Origin of the sequence: Kitasatospora xanthocidica, assembly GCF_014656195.1 — a bacterium.
GTDB classification, from domain to species: Bacteria; Actinomycetota; Actinomycetes; order Streptomycetales; family Streptomycetaceae; genus Kitasatospora; species Kitasatospora xanthocidica.
In genome coordinates this window covers 47,760-63,707 of record NZ_BNBY01000005.1, presented here as the reverse complement: position 1 = coordinate 63,707, position 15,948 = coordinate 47,760, and the positions used below count along the sequence as shown (strand labels likewise).

The 15,948-nt window shown below is 72.5% G+C and carries 15 protein-coding genes; 10 read left to right on the top strand and 5 right to left on the bottom strand.

Features of this window, described 5'->3' with window-relative positions:
* The first annotated feature begins 3 nt into the window (after positions 1-3).
* The 3 genes from xseA (at position 4) to IE332_RS10695 (ending at position 2,268) form a co-directional block, all read left to right on the top strand.
* Positions 4-1,236: an exodeoxyribonuclease VII large subunit gene (xseA, locus tag IE332_RS10705; RefSeq protein ID WP_189915553.1), complete on the top strand. Its 1,233-nt coding sequence runs from the start codon at positions 4-6 to the stop codon at positions 1,234-1,236.
* A 62-nt stretch (positions 1,237-1,298) separates the two neighbouring features.
* On the top strand, positions 1,299-1,556 hold the full coding sequence (locus IE332_RS10700; protein ID WP_189915552.1) for an exodeoxyribonuclease VII small subunit: 258 nt from the start codon (positions 1,299-1,301) through the stop codon (positions 1,554-1,556).
* 109 nt (positions 1,557-1,665) lie between these two features.
* Positions 1,666-2,268, top strand: coding sequence for a malonic semialdehyde reductase (locus tag IE332_RS10695; protein WP_189915551.1), 603 nt, complete (start codon positions 1,666-1,668; stop codon positions 2,266-2,268).
* A gap of 85 nt (positions 2,269-2,353) precedes the next feature.
* Here IE332_RS10695 and IE332_RS10690 read toward each other — a convergent pair whose 3' ends face one another.
* Positions 2,354-2,869 carry a DUF4245 domain-containing protein gene (locus tag IE332_RS10690; RefSeq protein WP_229928507.1) on the bottom strand — a complete coding sequence of 172 codons (516 nt, stop codon included), beginning with the start codon at positions 2,867-2,869 and terminating at the stop codon, positions 2,354-2,356.
* 235 nt (positions 2,870-3,104) lie between these two features.
* Here IE332_RS10690 and glpX point away from each other — a divergent pair, with 235 nt between their 5' ends.
* A complete protein-coding gene (gene glpX, locus IE332_RS10685) occupies positions 3,105-4,145 on the top strand; it encodes a class II fructose-bisphosphatase (protein WP_189915547.1) in 1,041 nt (346 codons plus the stop codon).
* Between the two features lie 133 nt (positions 4,146-4,278).
* On the opposite strand, the gene IE332_RS10680 is transcribed toward glpX, so the two are convergent.
* On the bottom strand, positions 4,279-4,647 hold the full coding sequence (locus IE332_RS10680) for a WhiB family transcriptional regulator (protein WP_373313704.1): 369 nt from the start codon (positions 4,645-4,647) through the stop codon (positions 4,279-4,281).
* A 314-nt stretch (positions 4,648-4,961) separates the two neighbouring features.
* Complete coding sequence (locus IE332_RS10675; RefSeq protein ID WP_189915831.1) at positions 4,962-5,648, bottom strand: DUF1707 SHOCT-like domain-containing protein; 687 nt, start codon at positions 5,646-5,648, stop codon at positions 4,962-4,964.
* A gap of 203 nt (positions 5,649-5,851) precedes the next feature.
* On the opposite strand from IE332_RS10675, the gene IE332_RS10670 reads away from it, so the two are divergent.
* Positions 5,852-7,519 carry a fumarate hydratase gene (locus IE332_RS10670; protein ID WP_189915545.1) on the top strand — a complete coding sequence of 556 codons (1,668 nt, stop codon included), beginning with the start codon at positions 5,852-5,854 and terminating at the stop codon, positions 7,517-7,519.
* A gap of 95 nt (positions 7,520-7,614) precedes the next feature.
* The gene (locus IE332_RS40855; RefSeq protein WP_308437549.1) at positions 7,615-7,833 is read left to right on the top strand and encodes a type II toxin-antitoxin system Phd/YefM family antitoxin; all 219 of its coding nucleotides are present in this window, start codon (positions 7,615-7,617) and stop codon (positions 7,831-7,833) included.
* 15 nt (positions 7,834-7,848) lie between these two features.
* On the opposite strand, the gene IE332_RS10660 is transcribed toward IE332_RS40855, so the two are convergent.
* Complete coding sequence (locus IE332_RS10660) at positions 7,849-8,607, bottom strand: GntR family transcriptional regulator (RefSeq protein WP_189915543.1); 759 nt, start codon at positions 8,605-8,607, stop codon at positions 7,849-7,851.
* Between the two features lie 137 nt (positions 8,608-8,744).
* Here IE332_RS10660 and IE332_RS10655 point away from each other — a divergent pair, with 137 nt between their 5' ends.
* Complete coding sequence (locus IE332_RS10655) at positions 8,745-8,948, top strand: hypothetical protein (RefSeq protein ID WP_189915541.1); 204 nt, start codon at positions 8,745-8,747, stop codon at positions 8,946-8,948.
* A 256-nt stretch (positions 8,949-9,204) separates the two neighbouring features.
* Here IE332_RS10655 and IE332_RS10650 read toward each other — a convergent pair whose 3' ends face one another.
* Positions 9,205-9,489, bottom strand: a complete 285-nt coding sequence (locus tag IE332_RS10650) for a hypothetical protein (protein ID WP_189915539.1) — start codon at positions 9,487-9,489, stop codon at positions 9,205-9,207.
* Positions 9,490-9,703: 214 nt separating this feature from the next.
* Between IE332_RS10650 and IE332_RS10645 the strand changes: the two genes are divergently transcribed.
* The 3 genes from IE332_RS10645 to IE332_RS10635 all read left to right on the top strand — a co-directional run bounded on the left by IE332_RS10645 (position 9,704) and on the right by IE332_RS10635 (position 15,892).
* Complete coding sequence (locus IE332_RS10645) at positions 9,704-12,664, top strand: AfsR/SARP family transcriptional regulator (RefSeq protein WP_189915537.1); 2,961 nt, start codon at positions 9,704-9,706, stop codon at positions 12,662-12,664.
* 478 nt (positions 12,665-13,142) lie between these two features.
* Positions 13,143-13,907, top strand: a complete 765-nt coding sequence (locus tag IE332_RS10640) for a class I SAM-dependent methyltransferase (RefSeq protein WP_308437548.1) — start codon at positions 13,143-13,145, stop codon at positions 13,905-13,907.
* A gap of 80 nt (positions 13,908-13,987) precedes the next feature.
* A complete protein-coding gene (locus IE332_RS10635) occupies positions 13,988-15,892 on the top strand; it encodes a SpoIIE family protein phosphatase (protein WP_189915535.1) in 1,905 nt (634 codons plus the stop codon).
* The last annotated feature ends 56 nt before the right edge of the window (positions 15,893-15,948 follow it).

The window sequence follows — 15,948 nt, the reverse complement described above, 5'->3', positions numbered from 1 at the left end:
GGCATGGCCAACACCAGCTCCCCCGAAGCCCCGCTCCCGGTCGGCAAGGTCTCCGCGCTGATCGGCGGCTGGATCGACCGGCTCGGCGCGGTGTGGGTGGAGGGGCAGATCACCCAGCTCAGCCGCCGGCCCGGGGCGGGCGTGGTGTTCCTGACCCTGCGCGACCCGCAGGCGGACGTGTCGCTCACGGTGACCTGCTTCCGCTCGGTCTTCGAGCAGGTCGCGGACGTCGTGCAGGAGGGCGCGCGGGTCGTCGTGCACGCCAAGCCGGAGTGGTACGCGGCGCGCGGGCAGCTGTCGCTGCGCGCCTCGGAGATCCGGCCGGTGGGGCTGGGCGAGCTGCTGGCGCGGCTGGAGCAGCTGAAGCGGCGGCTCGCCGCGGAGGGCCTGTTCGCGGCCGAGCGCAAGAAGCCGCTGCCGTTCCTGCCGCAGTGCGTGGGGCTGGTCACCGGGCGGGGCTCGGCGGCCGAGCGGGACGTGCTGGAGAACGCCCGGCGGCGCTGGCCGGCCGTCCGCTTCGAGGTGCGCAACGTCCCGGTGCAGGGGGTCAGCGCGGTGGAGCGGGTGAGCGCGGCGGTGCGGGAGCTGGACGAGCACCCCGAGGTGGACGTGATCGTGGTGGCCCGCGGCGGCGGCAGCGTGGAGGACCTGCTGCCGTTCTCCGACGAGGGGCTGGTGCGGCTGGTCGCGGCCGCCCGTACGCCGGTGGTCAGCGCGATCGGGCACGAGCCGGACCAGCCGCTGCTGGACTTCGTCGCCGACCTGCGCGCCTCCACCCCGACCGATGCCGCCAAACGGGTGGTTCCGGACGTCGGCGAGGAGCTGGCCAAGGTCCGTCAGCTGCGCGACCGGGCCCGCCGGCACGTGCTGGCCCGGGTCGAACGCGAGCAGCACGGGCTGGACGGGCTGCGCAGCCGCCCCGCGGTGGCCGCCCCGCACCGGATGCTGGACGGGCGCGGCCAGGAGGTGCACGGCCTGCTGGAGCGGGCCCGGCGCACCCTGCGGCACCGGCTGGACCACGCGCAGAGCGACCTCGGGCACACCCTGGCCCGGGTGGTCGCGCTCTCCCCGGCGGCCACCCTGGAGCGCGGCTACGCGGTGCTCCAGCGGGCGGACGGCACGGTGGTGACCGATCCGGCGCAGGTCGCGCCCGGCGAGGGGCTGCACGCCCGGGTGGCGGGCGGCAGCCTCGACGTCACCGCGGCCGGGGCGGCCGCGGCGACCGGAGAGGGGTAGCACGGTCGGCGCGGCCCGGAGACGGGGTAGCGCTGTCGGTCCGAGCCCCTACGCTGGCACGCATGGCAGAGCAGCAGGAGCAGCAGGACGCGGCGGCACCGAACCCGGACGACGCGCTGGGCTACGAGCACGCCCGGGACGCGCTGCTGGACGTCGTCCGGCAGCTGGAGAACGGCGGGACCTCCCTTGAGGAGTCGCTGGCTCTGTGGGAGCGTGGTGAGCAGCTGGCGAAGGTGTGCCAGCGCTGGCTGGACGGCGCCCGGGCCCGACTGGACGCCGCGCTCGCCGCCGAGGAGGGCGGGGACCCGCGCGGGGAGTGATGCGGGTCACATCCCCTTGGGGAATCGTTGAATATTCACCTATGTTGGAGGAAGTGAACGGCCCGGCCGCTCACTCCGACGAACCCCCTCCCGCATGAGGTGCAGAAGCATGACCACCGACGCCCTGGTACTCGACGCCGCCGCTCAGGACCTGCTGTTCCGCGAGGCCCGCACCGCGAACACCTTCACCGACGAGCCGGTCTCCGAGGAGCAGATCCAGGCCATCTACAACCTGGTCAAGTTCGGCCCGACCGCCTTCAACCAGCAGCCGCTGCGCGTCGTCCTGGTCCGCTCCGCCGAGGGCCGCGAGCGCCTCGTCCAGCACATGGCGGACGGCAACAAGGCCAAGACCGCCGGCGCCCCGCTGGTCGCCATCCTGGCCGCGGACAACGAGTTCCACGAGGAGCTGCCGACCCAGCTCCCGCACTTCCCGCAGGCCAAGGACATGTTCTTCTCGGAGCGCAGCGTCCGCGAGCAGTCCGCCACGCTGAACGGCGCCCTGCAGGCCGCCTACTTCATCATCGGCGTGCGCGCCGCCGGCCTGGCCGCCGGCCCGATGACCGGCTACGACGCCGACGGCCTGAACAAGGAGTTCTTCGGCGACGGCGAGCACTCGGTGCTGGCCGTGGTCAACATCGGCAAGCCGGGCGACGACGCCTGGTTCCCGCGTTCGCCGCGCCTGGAGTACGACGAGGTCGTCACCACCGTCTGATTCCGCCCGCGCGAAAGGGCCCCGCACCGGTTCGTCCGGTGCGGGGCCCTTCGGCGTTCCCGGGAGGCCCTCGCGGGCCCCGGCACTACTTGAGCGCCTGCGCCAGCTCGGCCAGCTCCTCGTAGGAGGCGGTGCCGGTGAGGACCGTCGTCCCGGAGCCGGTCGGCGCGGTCAGCGCGCGGGCCTTCTCGCCCTGGACCCGCTCCCAGGTGCGGCCGGCCACGTCGGAGCTGCCGTCCGGCTTGCCGCCGGCGACCTTGTCGGACAGCAGCGAGTCGCGCGGCGCGTCGCTCTGCTCGACCGCCGCGTACTGGCCGGAGGGGGTCACGAAGCCCAGGTGCCAGGCGTTGCCCTTGCCGTTGCTCTGGTCCGAGGAGCGGTAGCTGACCGAGGTGGCCCGCCACTTGTCGGGCAGCCCCTCCGGCGAGAGCAGCGGGTACGGCGCGGCGCGCTTGGCGGTGGCCGCGGCCACCTTGTACTCGACCACGTGCACCGGGTCGCCGTCGGCGTCGTGCGGGAGGAACAGGTACCCGATCCAGACGACGAAACCGACCGCCAGCATCGACAGGACCATGTCCCGTACGGTCTGGCGACCCCTCATGCCCTTGCTCTCTGCAGCCACCCCCACATGGTGACTCATCCACATCCCGGCCCGTCCACCCGGGGTGCCCACGTACGGGTGAAGCGGACGAAACGGTGGTTTTCGCCGGCGGACGGCGACCCGCGCCACAGACAGTCATCTCGTGGGCAGATACGATCGCAGAACCCTCACCACGGCGTTCGACCAGGCAGTAGTCGGGCGCTTACTGGCCGTCGCGTACAGAGAGGTAACGACGATGACCACGCAGTACCCGCACCACCTTCCCAGTGCCCTGGAGGTCGCGCCCGAGGCTCCGGACCGGAACCTCGCGCTCGAGCTCGTACGGGTCACCGAGGCGGCCGCCATGGCCGCCGGCCGGTGGGTCGGCCGTGGCGACAAGAACGGCGCGGACGGCGCGGCCGTGAAGGCCATGCGCACCCTCGTCTCGACCGTGTCGATGAACGGCGTCGTCGTCATCGGCGAAGGCGAGAAGGACGAAGCCCCGATGCTCTACAACGGCGAACGGGTCGGCGACGGCACCGGCGCCGAGTGCGACGTCGCGGTGGACCCGGTCGACGGCACCACCCTCACGGCCAAGGGCATGAACAACGCCGTCGCCGTGCTGGCCGTGGCCGACCGCGGCACCATGTTCGACCCCAGCGCCGTGTTCTACATGGACAAGCTGGTGGCCGGACCGGAGGCCGCCGAGTTCGTCGACATCACCGCCCCCGCCGCCGTCAACATCCGCCGGGTCGCCAAGGCCAAGGGCAGCGCCGTCGAGGACGTCACCGTCGTCGTGCTCGACCGCCCCCGCCACGACGGCCTGGTCCGGGAGATCCGCGAGGCGGGCGCCCGGATCAAGTTCATCTCCGACGGCGACGTGGCCGGCGCCATCATGGCCGCCCGCGAAGGCACCGGCGTCGACCTGCTCATGGGCATCGGCGGCACCCCGGAGGGCATCATCGCGGCCTGCGCCATGAAGTGCATGGGCGGCGTGATCCAGGGCCGCCTGTGGCCCAAGGACGACGCCGAGCGGCAGAAGGCCCTCGACGCCGGCCACGACCTGGACCGGGTGCTCACCACCGACGACCTGGTCAGCGGCGAGAACGTGTTCTTCGTCGCCACCGGCATCACCGACGGCGAGCTGCTGCGCGGCGTGCACTACCGCTCCGAGACCGCCACCACCAGCTCGCTGGTGATGCGCTCCAAGAGCGGCACGATCCGCGAGATCCACTCCACCCACAAGCTCTCGAAGCTGCGGGCCTACAGCGCGATCGACTTCGACCGCGCCAACTGACGCCACGAGCACGGCGCACCCTGCGGACAGCAGACAGCGGCCCCGGCGGGATCCACACCCCGCCGGGGCCGCGGCGCGTCCTGCCCCGGGTCCTCGGCGCCCCGGCGCCCGCCCCCGGGTCTTCGACCCGCCGTCACCCGGCTATCCGGCGCGCCGGCGCCGCCGCCTCGATCAGCTCCGCGTCCCGGCGGCGGCGCCGGGCCAGCACCACCCGCCGCTCGGCGGCCGTCAGCCCGCCCCACACGCCGTACGGCTCCGGCTGGGCCAGCGCGTGCTCCCGGCACTCCAGCAGCACCGGGCAGCGGGCACAGACCTGCTTGGCCTGCTCCTCCCGGGACAGCCGGGCCGCGGTCGGCTCCTTGGAGGGCGCGAAGAACAGCCCCACCTCGTCCCGCCGGCACGCCGCTCCGGTGTGCCAGGGGTTGTCCTCGCCCGCGGGCGCACCCGCCGGGCCGCCCGGGGGCTGCGGCTGCGGACGGACACCTGGACGGCGCTCCAGCAACTGCGCGGCGGCGACTGGCGAAGTGGTGCGGGACTCGATCGGATGCAGCACGGCCGTACTCCTGACGAGGCTCTCGGACACGGGGAACCCCGCTCACCTGCCCGGCTGCGAGCCCCCGCTGTCCAACCCCCGGAACGGCCCCTCGGCCGCCTCCGGTGCGCAGCCGTACAAGAAGCGATGTGCGGAAGGAACTACCCCGCCACGCGGCGATTCATGCACACTGCACGCAATCGACTACGGAGTGCACCGGCCGCAACGTCGAGCGCCCGGCCGGGAGTTGGCTCCCGGTCGGGCGCTGTGCCGGTCAACAGCTTCTAGTCGGTGCCGAGTTGGCGGCGCACCCACTCCTTGAGCTTCTTGCCGCGGCGCGGCTTCGCGGTGCAACCCCCGAACATCGCAAGGCCCTTGACCCGGACAACCGGAGCGTACGGGTCCGCCGCGGTCTGCTCACGGACGTCGAACCCGCCGAACAGGCCGACGCCACCGCCCTGCAGGGTGACGTTCTCCGGCACCCGGACCTCGACCCCGCCGAACATCGCCATGACCACGATCTCCACCTCGGGAGACTCGAACACGGCGTCGCTCAGGTCGATCTCCACCCCGCCGAACGCGGCGAAGGCCTTCAGGTGCGACCCCACCCGCCAACGGCCCTTGCGGGACGCGCCGCCGAAGATCGCCACCACCGCCGGCGACTCCTGGCGCGCGGGCGGCTGCGGCGTCGCCACCGCGCCCAACGGCGCCTTCTCGAAGGAGAGCGGGCGGGCCGGCAGGTCCCTGGTCAGCGGCGCCAGCTCACCGAAGGTCTTGGCGGCGTACGCGGCCTCGATGCGCTCCGCGTGCTCGTCCGCGTCCAGGCGGCCCTCGGCATAGGCGTCCCGCAGCAGCTCCGCGATCCGCTCGCGGTCGGCGTCCGAGACGCGCATCTGCGTCTCCGCCACCGGCGCGTTCGACGGCGGCCCGGCCTCCGGCCTGGCCTCGGGCTCGAGTTCGGACTTGGTCATCGGTACGGGCGCCGGCACCGGCTGCCCCCGGTCGTCGTGCGACGGCGAGTTGTCCACGGGGTCAGCCTAGTCGCTCGCACTCCAGCCCGAGTGAGCCCCGTCACGCAAGGCTGACCTGTCCGCACGACGCCCCCGGCCGGGTCCTACCCTGGATGGTGCTTCGCCGACGCAGCCGGACCACTGGAAACCTAAGGACCGCCCCGATGGCTCCCACGCCAGACTTCGAGTACAGCGACCTCCTCCCCCTGGGCGCCGACCCGACCCCGTACCGCAAGCTGACCTCCGAGGGTGTCTCCACCTTCGAAGCGGGCGGCCGCACCTTCCTCCAGGTCGAGCCCGAGGCCCTGCGCCTGCTCACGGCCGAGGCGATGCACGACATCTCGCACTACCTGCGCCCCGCCCACCTCGCCCAGCTGCGCCGCATCCTGGACGACCCGGAGGCCAGCCCCAACGACCGCTTCGTCGCGCTCGACCTGCTGAAGAACGTCAACATCTCGGCCGGCGGCATCCTCCCCATGTGCCAGGACACCGGCACCGCGATCGTCATGGGCAAGCGCGGCCAGAACGTGCTCACCGAGGGCGGCGACGAGTCCGCCATCGCCCGCGGCGTGTACGACGCGTACACCAAGCTCAACCTGCGCTACTCCCAGATGGCCCCGGTGACCATGTGGGACGAGAAGAACACCGGCAACAACCTGCCGGCCCAGATCGAGCTGTACGCCACCGACGGCGACGCCTACAAGTTCCTCTTCATGGCCAAGGGCGGCGGCTCCGCCAACAAGTCGTACCTGTACCAGGAGACCAAGGCCATCCTGAACGAGGCGAGCATGCTCTCGTTCCTGGAGCAGAAGATCCGCTCCCTCGGCACCGCGGCCTGCCCGCCGTACCACCTCGCCATCGTCATCGGCGGCACCAGCGCCGAGTTCGCGCTGAAGACCGCCAAGTACGCCTCGGCGCACTACCTGGACAACCTGCCCACCTCCGGCGACGCCAAGACCGGCCACGGCTTCCGCGACCTGGAGCTGGAGGCCAAGGTCACCGAGCTGACCCAGAAGATCGGCATCGGCGCCCAGTTCGGCGGCAAGTACTTCTGCCACGACGTGCGCGTGGTGCGCCTGCCCCGCCACGGCGCCTCGCTGCCCGTCGCGATGGCCGTCTCCTGCTCCGCCGACCGCCAGGCGCTCGGCAAGATCACCGCCGAGGGCGTCTTCCTGGAGCAGCTGGAGACCGACCCGGCGAAGTACCTGCCGGACACCACCGACGAGCACCTGGACGACGACGTGGTGCGCGTCGACCTCGACCAGCCGATGTCCGCGATCCGCGCCGAACTCTCCAAGTACCCGGTGAAGACCCGCCTCTCGCTCACCGGCACCCTGGTCGTCGCCCGCGACATCGCCCACGCCAAGATCAAGGAGCGCCTGGACGCCGGCGAGGGCATGCCCAAGTACCTCCAGGACCACCCGGTCTACTACGCGGGCCCGGCCAAGACCCCCGAGGGCTACGCCTCCGGCTCCTTCGGCCCGACCACCGCCGGCCGGATGGACTCCTACGTCGACCAGTTCCAGGCGGCCGGCGGCTCGATGGTCATGCTCGCCAAGGGCAACCGCAGCAAGCAGGTCACCGACGCCTGCGCCACCCACGGCGGCTTCTACCTCGGCTCCATCGGCGGCCCGGCGGCCCGCCTCGCCCAGGACTGCATCAAGAAGGTCGAGGTCCTGGAGTACGCCGAACTCGGCATGGAGGCCGTCTGGCGCATCGAGGTCGAGGACTTCCCGGCGTTCATCGTGGTGGACGACAAGGGCAACGACTTCTTCCGCGAGACCACCGAAGGCCCGCTGATCACCAACCTCCGGGTGCGCTCCAAGGAGTAACCACTCCCCGCACGCCCCTTGACCGCCCCGGCCGCCCCCGCGACCGGGGCGGTTTCACGGGCCGGCACGGACCGTAGGTGGTTAGCGTTCCTCCCGTGGAGACCACGAAGGGCGCACCCGACGACACGAGGCCCGCGAGTGGACGGCGCGAGGAGGCCGCGGACCTCGACGCCTGGCAGGAGACGAGATACCTGCTGCGCTCGCCCGCGAACGCCGAACGGCTCATGGCCGCCATCGCTCGTGACAGGGCCGACCGCCTCGGCGTCGCCGGGGCCGTGGAAGACCTGGCGTCGCAGGCGGATCCGGGCCGCTGACGGCCCTGGTCCGGCTCACGCGTCGAAGTCGTACTCCAGGACGTAGGAGGCGGCGTCCAGGATCATCTCGTTGAGCTCGACCACCTGGCCCTCGTCGGCGAAGGCGGTGCGGCAGATCAGGATCACCGGGGTGCCGACGGACAGCTCCAGGCGGGTGGACTCCTCCCCGCTGGGCATCCGGGAGCGGACCTCCTCGCGGAAGTGCACGGGCTTGGCGCCGATCTCCGCCAGCCGGGCGTAGGTGCCGCCGGGGCCGGTGTCCTCGCGGGTGATGGCGGTGCCCGCGACCAGGCCGGCCGGCAGGTAGGAGGTGGAGAGCAGCACCGGCTTGCCGTCCAGGACGAAGCGGCGGTGCCGTACGCACATCGGGGACCCCGGGTCCGCCCCGAGCACCCGGGCCACGTGCTCCGGCGCGCCCCGCTCGGTGACCGACACCTGGTCGACCACCAGGGACCGCTTGTCGATGTCCGCCGACCATATCGACCGGCCGGACCCCCACTGCCCCTGCGCCAGCCGCTGGATACCGCGCCGGCGCAGCGGCCGGAAGTCCCGGACGAACACCCCGGCACCGCGGCGCGCCTCGGCGATGCCCTCGCTCTGCAGCACCCCCAGCGCCTGACGGGCGGTCATCCGGGCGACGCCGTACTCGTCCATGAGGTCGTTCTCGCCGGGCAGCCGGTCGCCCGCGCGGTACCGGCCGGTGTCGATGGCCGACTTCAGGGCGTCGGCGATCCGCTGGTACTTGGGCTGCTTGTCGCCACTGCTGCCGGTCATCGCCGCTCCCTCTGCCTCGGACAAATCGTAGGCGCGCCCGCGCCCGCTAGTAAGCCGATACGACCGTTGACATCTCTAGAGATATTAGCTTCTCTAGAGATGCTGGCCAGTCGCCTACCAGAGCGAGGAGCACAGCGGTGAACATCCGACAGCGCAACGCCCCGGCCTACCGACCGCGAGCGGGCGAACTGGTCCTCGACCGGAGGACCGGACGCACCGGCATCTACATGGACACCATCGGCGGCGAGTGCTACCTGCGCCCCGAGGGCGGCGGCCGCGAATGGACCGCCGAACCGAACCACGTCTCACCCGTTCCCGGGCCCCGCGATCCGGCTGAATGAGTTCAACCCGGGAATTGCGGCAAAAACCACGCAAACTACTACATTCCCGGGCCGGCAATCCCGCCGGTGAATCCGGAATTCCGGAACGCCCCACGCACGCCGCCGGGCACGTTACGGATATCGCCGGTCACCATGCGTGCACCGGGGGTGGGAATCGGCCACCGGCGTACCCGCGCACGAACTGGCGCGTACATAACCGGCAGCGCCCCCGCGCCCGGACGGGGGCGTGGGGGCACGGGCGCTCGGCCGGAACGACTTACGGGTGGCCGCCGACGACGTTCTCCGGCACGTACTTCTTGCCGGGCTGGCCGGTGGCCGGCGTGGTGGGCTCCACCACGTGCTCGGCCTCGTCACCGAAGAGGTCGTTCTCGATGTCCGACTTCTGCTCGTCGGTCGGCGCGGTGTACTCGGCCGGGTTCGAGGACGCGGCCACCGCGCCCTCGACAGCCTTGCCCGCCTCCACAGCGGCGGCCGGGGCCTCGGTCTTCGCCTCGTGCTCGGGCGCCGACGCCACCGGGGTCTCGCTCTGGTCGTTGGCCATTGGGCGGCCGCCTTTCGGTCATCAATTGTGTCCAGCCCGACCTCCGTGGCGCGGGCGCGCGGACAGTATCGTAGGGTTGATTAAATGTCCGATAAACATCGTGTGGCTTGCGCTGCCGTCCGGCAGAGTCGGGCGTCCGCCTAAGCTGAAGCACCGCGGCGGACCGCCGAGCGCCCTTTCACGGAATCGACACCACAGGCCATCGGGGGACTTCATGGAGTTTCGGGAGACGCCGCAGACCTCTGCGCTGCGCTTCCAAGTCCTCGGTCCGGTCCAGGCCTGGCTCGACGACAAGCCCCTCTCCCTCGGATCCCCCCAGCAGCAGGCCGTTCTGACCACCCTCCTGCTGCACTCCGGACGCCCGGTCACCACACAGGACCTGGTGGACGCGCTCTGGGGCGATCGGCCCCCGACCCAAGCGGTGGCCGCGCTCCGCACCTATGTCTCCCGGCTGCGCTCCGTCATCGAGCCCCGGCGTGAGGTTCGCCGCCCCGCCGAGCTGCTGGTCTCGGTCGCCGACGGCTACGCGCTGCGCATCCCGGGCGAGGCCCTCGACCTGACGGTCTTCGAGCGGCTCTCTACCGAGGCCGCGACCGCCCGGACCTCGGGAGACAAGCACGAGGCGCACCGGCTTCTGGCGCGGGCACTGGACCTCTTCAGCGGTCGCCCGCTCACCGGCATCCCCGGCCCCTACGCCGATACCCAACGGCTGCGACTCGCCGAGCGCCAGGTGGCCGCCGCCGAAGAGCTGTGCGCCACCGCGCTCGACATCGGCCTGCATGCCGAGATCGTCGGCGAGCTCAACGGCCTGACGGCCGAACACCCGCTGCGCGAGCGCCTGCGCGAGCTGCTGATGCTGGCGCTGTACCGCTGCGGACGCCAGGCCGAGGCGCTCGGCGTCTACACCGACACCCGCAAGCTGCTGATCGAGGAACTCGGGGTCGAACCGGGCACCGGCCTGTCCACGATGCACAACCGCATCCTCGCAGCCGACCCAGCACTCGCGCTCCCGGCCGCAGCCTCCCTCGCCGCCCGCGAGGATACCTCCTCCGCACCCCCAGCGCCCGCCCAACTTCCCGCCGATGTATCGGACTTCAGCGGACGGTCGGAGCTGGTCGGCGACCTCTCGGCGGTGCTGATGAACGCCACGGGTCAGGCCGTGGTGGTCACCTCGCTGGCCGGCATCGGCGGTGTCGGGAAGACCACCCTCGCCGTGCACGTCGCCCACCGCGTCCGCGCCGAGTTCCCGGACGGGCAGCTGTACGTCGACCTGCGCGGAGCCGGTGCCTCGCCCGCCGACCCGGTGGTCGTCCTGGGCGACTTCCTGCACTCGCTCGGCGTCACAGAGAACCCGGACTCGCTGGAACAGCGCGCGGCGCTCTACCGCTCGCTGCTCGCCAACCGGCGCATGCTCATCCTGCTCGACAACGCGCGCGACGCCGAACAGATCCAACCGCTGATCCCCGGTGTCTCGGGCTGCGCCGTGCTCGCCACCAGCCGCTCCCGGCTGGCCGGTATCCCGGGCGCCCAGCTGTTCGACGTCGAGGAGCTGACCCCGGCCGAGGCGCTGGCGCTGTTCTCAGCCATCGTCGGTGAGCAGCGGGTCGCCGCCGAGCCGGAAGCGGCCATGAAGGTGGTCACCGCCTGCGGCTTCCTGCCGCTGGCGGTCCGCATCGCCGCCGCCCGGCTGGCCAGCCGTCCGCGGTGGAGCGTCTCCGACCTGGCAAGTCGGTTAGCCGACCAGCGCCGGCGCCTGGACGAACTCCAGCTCGGCAACCTCGCTGTGGAAACCACCATCGGCCTCGGCTACGGACAGCTGTCCACGGACGAGGCCCGCGCCTTTCGGCTCCTCGCCCTGATCGACTCCCCCGACATCCCGCTGGCGGCCGCCGCGGCGCTGCTCGGCGTGGACGAGTACACCGCCGAGGACCTCGCCGAGGCGTTGGTCGAGGCGAACATGCTGGAGTGCTTCACCCCCGGCCGCTACCGCTACCACGACCTGCTCCGGCTCTACGCCCAGCGACAGAACGAGCGGATCGGGGACACCGGGGAGCAGGAAAGGGCCGTCATGCGACTGCTCGACCTGCTGATCCCGACCGTGCGCAACGCCGCCCAGGTCATCGAGCCGGACGATGCTCTGCCCGAGCTGCTGACCACGCTCTCCTCGCCGGGGCTCGACCTGCCGACGAGCCAAGCCGCCCAGGATTGGCTCGGAACCGAGGGTGCCCTGCTGCTCAGTGCTGTCGAGGCCGCCGCGAGTGGCCCCGGCGCCCTGCAGCACGCAGCCGTCGACCTGCTGAACTACCTGTTCAGCATCGATCCGGACCCGACCCGCGGCCCACGGGCGCTCCGGGTCCTGGAGACCATCGGTGAGGACGCGCAGCACCGTGGCGACTCCGCCGGAATCGCCGGGGTGTACTTCGCCCTCGGCACCCTGCAGTCCGTCACCAGCGACTTCCAGGGGGCCGAGCAGTCCTTCCGCCGGAGCCTGGACCACCAGGCGCCGGATGAGCCGACCGTCATGCTCCTGGCCACGGCCAACATGCTGGGTGTGATCCTGAGCGTGGGCAACCGCCCGGCCGAGGCCCTGCCGTTCCTGGAGCAGGCTCGGGCCACCAGCCAAGCCGTCGGAGCGCCGAAAGCCGAGGCTCGGATCGTCAGCAACATGGCCCGGGTGCAGCACCGGCTCGACATGACCGAGACGGCAATCAAGTCCGCGAGCGATGGTGTCGCCGCCGCACGGGCCTCCAAGAACGGCCCGCTGCTCGCTCAGACCCTCTACCAGCTCGGCGTGGTGCTTTCCAGCGCCGAGGCCGTCCCGCACCTGCGCGAGGCGCACGGGCTCTACCAGTCCCAGCGGAACCCGCTCTGGGAGGGGTACACCCTGGCCCGACTGGCCTCCGCCCTGCTCGTCTCGGAACAGCACGCCGAGGCCGCCGAAGCCGCCGGTGAATCGCTGGCGATCGCCCAGGAGCTCGACTCCGCCTTCTGCCAGGGCCTGGCCAACGCCGCGCTGGGTGAGGCTCTGCTGGCGCTCGCCCAGCCCGCGCGCGGACTGGCGTGCCTTCAGGAGGCGCACGCGATCTTCACTCGGCTCGGTGTGCCCGAGGCCTCCCCCGTGGCGGACCTCATCTCCCAGCAGCACACCGAGCCCCTCTCTCCCCCCGCGCCGTAAAGGCCTCCGTTCCCCAGCGGAGTGCCTCCCCCGATTCGCGCGTCGGCGCTCCCGCAGCCCCCCGGCTGCGGGAGCGCCCTCAACGCTTCCCCGGCGCTGGTCTCCACTGTGCACCGGGCCGATTGACGTTCGATAAACGTCCGATAGTCAGCCTGCGGAGCGGAGAAATCGCAGGTCAGCGCCATCGCCCCCGGCGCGCTGTGCGGCGTGCGGGCTCTCGCGCACCACCCCGGCCCGCACCGTCGTGCTTCCGCAACCCCGGCCACATCGGCCCAAGCATGACGAGTTGGCCGGAAAGGGACCCCATGGCGCAGTGATCACGCATATTCTCATGCCAGTACGCGCACGAGTGTCTGCCGGAAACGCGTCGGGGTGCAGTCCGTCCGTGTGCTGCGGGGAGCGTGACACGCCGCCACCGGCCGCGGCCGCGAGGCCGAGGAGCCGACCGGAGGCCACGGGTGGAAGGGTGCCTCTCAACGTGACGACCGGACGGATATCCGACGCGTTCCCCGTCGGCGAGGACGCTGGGGACGACGAGCCCGAGGTACGGCGACGCCGGGCGGCCCGGGCCTTGCAGGCGGTCGCCTTCGACACCATCGGCGAGGGGTACGGCGAGGCCTTCCCCGCCAAGGACGGGCAGCTGGCCTGCGGCCGGCGGCTGCTGGCCGGGCTCGAACCGGGTGCCCGGGTGCTGGACGTGGGCTGCGGCACCGGTGAGCCGACCGTCCGCCAGCTGACCGCGGCCGGGCTGCGGGTGACCGCCGTGGACCTCTCCGACGTGATGCTCGCCCTGGCCCGGCGGGCGGCGTTCCCCGGCGCTTTCCCGCCGGAGTTCCATCGGATCGACCTGTACGATCTGGCCACCGAGCGCGCGGGCCGGGTCTGGAACGCCCCCGGGCTGGGGCCGGACGGCCACGGCGGGTTCGCCGCCGTCACCGCGTTCTTCTCGCTGATCCTGCTGCCGCAGGACGAGATCCCGACCGTGCTCCGGCGGTTGCGCGAACTCCTGCGGCCGGGCGGACTGCTGGCACTCGGTATGGTCGAGGCGGACCTGGATCACGTTCCGCTTCCGTTCCTTGGCAGAGAGCTGCGGATCAGCGGGTATCTGAGGGAGGATCTGGAACGGGTTCTGGTCGCGGCCGGCTTCGCCGTCGAGGAGTGCTCGGGGCATCCGTACGCGCCGGCCAGTACCTCGCTGCCGCCGGAGGAACAGCTGTTCCTGTGCTGTCGACGCGTCGGCTGAACGGATGAGCGGATGAACGACCGAACGACCGATCGACCAGAGAACACCCACTGACCACACCGAATCCAGGACAGGCAGCCGTGCGCGACCAGCTCAAGACCGAGGCGGAGCAGCCGCCCGCCGTCCCGGGCCAGCGCCGTCAGGTCCCGGCCCTGGCACCGGCGCCCGAGAAGCCGCAGTCGGCGGATCCGTCGTCCGCGAAGCCGTCGTCGGCGCGACCGTCTTCGGCGCGGCCGTCGCCCGCGCGGCCGGAGCGCGCCGACGTGGCGGACCGCCTCGCGTACCTCGACTCGGCGACCCGGCGGATCAACAGCGCCCTCGACCTGGCCGCGACGCTGCGCAACATCGGCCGGGTGCTGGTCCCGACGCTGGCCGACGCCGCCGTGGTCCACCTGCGCGACCCGCTGCCCAACGTGGAGCGCGAGCCCGGTTTCCCGGAGGAGCTGCGGATCCACCACAGCACCGGCACCCGGATCGGCCGGCGCGGCCGCCCGGGCGGCTTCGACGACCGGCGCCGCTCCCGCTACGGCGCCCGCTCGACCGCCGACAGCGGCCCGGCCACCCCGGTGACCCGCGGCGGTGCGCTCGCCCACGCCCTGCTGAGCCGCCGTCCCGCCGAGGTGGCCGTCCTCGGCGAGCCCGGCGCCGAGCGCACCGAGGTGCTGCTGCGCGAGCTGTACGGCACCCGCGGGGTGGCCCGGCTGGCCGCGGGCACGTCCGTCCTCGCGCTGCCGCTGCGTGGCCGCAAGGCCGTCCTCGGGCTGCTGGTGCTGATCCGCCGCCCTCCTGAACGCACCGGCCGTCCGGCCTTCGACTCCGCGGACACCGCGACCGCCGCGCACCTCGCCACCCAGGCCGGGCTGGCCGTGGACACCGCCCTGCGGTACGCCCGCGAGTGGGAGATAGCCAACGAGCTCCAGCGCAGCATGCTGCCCCTGCGGCTGCCGCAGCCGCACGGCGTCCGGCTCGCCCAGCGCTACCTGCCCGGCGAGCGCGGCGCGCAGGTCGGCGGGGACTGGTACGACGCCGTCCCGCTGCCCGGCAACCGGGTCGCCCTGATCGTCGGCGACGTGATGGGGCACTCGCTCACCTCGGCCGCCATCATGGGCCAACTGCGCACCAGCGCCCAGACCTTGGCCGCCCTCGACCTGCCGCCGCACGAGGTGCTCTACCACCTGGACGAGCAGGCCCAGCGGCTCGGCCGCGAGCAGCACCTGGCCACCTGCGTGTACGCGGTCTACGACCCGATCGCCAACCGGGTGGTGCTGGCGAACGCCGGGCACGTCCCGCCGGTGCTGGTCCGCCCGGACGGGACCGCCGAGCTGGTGGAGCTGGACTCCGGGGCCCCGATCGGGGTCGGCGGGGTGGACTTCAACTCGGTCGAACTGCCCGCGCCGCCCGGTTCGGCGCTGCTGCTGTTCACCGACGGCCTGGTGGAGACCCGCAGCCGTCCGATCATGGACGGCCTGGAGGTGCTGCGCGCCCGGATCGCCGCCGCCCGCTGGCAGTCCCCCGAGCAGCTCTGCCAGGAGGCGCTGCGGATCCTGCCGCCCGGCGACCGCGGCGACGACATCGCCCTGCTGGGCGCCTGCTTCGACGGCATCCCGGCCGGGGACGTCGCGCACTGGTACCTGCAGCCGCGCAACGAGACGCCGGGCCGGGCCCGCCGGCTGGCCGCGCACACCCTGCGCCGCTGGGGGCTGGACGAGCTCGGCGAGGCCACCGAACTGATGGTCAGCGAGCTGGTGACGAACGCCGTCCAGCACGCGACCCGGCCGATCACCCTGAGCCTGGTGCGCACCACCCGGCTGCGCTGCGAGGTCGGCGACGACAGCCCGCTGCTGCCGCGCCCGCGCCGCACCGGGCCGGAGGACGAGCGGGGGCGCGGGCTGCAGATAGTGGCCAGGTGCGCGGACCGCTGGGGCGCGACCCGGCTGGGCACCGGCAAGGTGGTCTGGTTCGAGCAGCGGCTGCCGCAGCGGTAGGCCCCTGCCCCGCCGCCGTCTGCCCTGACGGCCCCGGACACGCACGCCCCGGACAC

Excerpts from the sequence above, each read along its gene's own strand:
- IE332_RS10650 (WP_189915539.1), bottom strand. The coding sequence starts at position 9,489 with ATGGCCAACGACCAGAGCGAGACCCCGGTGGCGTCGGCGCCCGAGCAC.
- IE332_RS10695 (WP_189915551.1), top strand. The coding sequence starts at position 1,666 with ATGACCACCGACGCCCTGGTACTCGACGCCGCCGCTCAGGACCTGCTG.
- IE332_RS10670 (WP_189915545.1), top strand. The coding sequence starts at position 5,852 with ATGGCTCCCACGCCAGACTTCGAGTACAGCGACCTCCTCCCCCTGGGC.
- IE332_RS10675 (WP_189915831.1), bottom strand. The coding sequence starts at position 5,648 with ATGACCAAGTCCGAACTCGAGCCCGAGGCCAGGCCGGAGGCCGGGCCG.
- IE332_RS10660 (WP_189915543.1), bottom strand. The coding sequence starts at position 8,607 with ATGACCGGCAGCAGTGGCGACAAGCAGCCCAAGTACCAGCGGATCGCC.
- xseA (WP_189915553.1), top strand. The coding sequence starts at position 4 with ATGGCCAACACCAGCTCCCCCGAAGCCCCGCTCCCGGTCGGCAAGGTC.
- IE332_RS10645 (WP_189915537.1), top strand. The coding sequence starts at position 9,704 with ATGGAGTTTCGGGAGACGCCGCAGACCTCTGCGCTGCGCTTCCAAGTC.
- glpX (WP_189915547.1), top strand. The coding sequence starts at position 3,105 with ATGACCACGCAGTACCCGCACCACCTTCCCAGTGCCCTGGAGGTCGCG.
- IE332_RS10690 (WP_229928507.1), bottom strand. The coding sequence starts at position 2,869 with ATGAGGGGTCGCCAGACCGTACGGGACATGGTCCTGTCGATGCTGGCG.
- IE332_RS10700 (WP_189915552.1), top strand. The coding sequence starts at position 1,299 with ATGGCAGAGCAGCAGGAGCAGCAGGACGCGGCGGCACCGAACCCGGAC.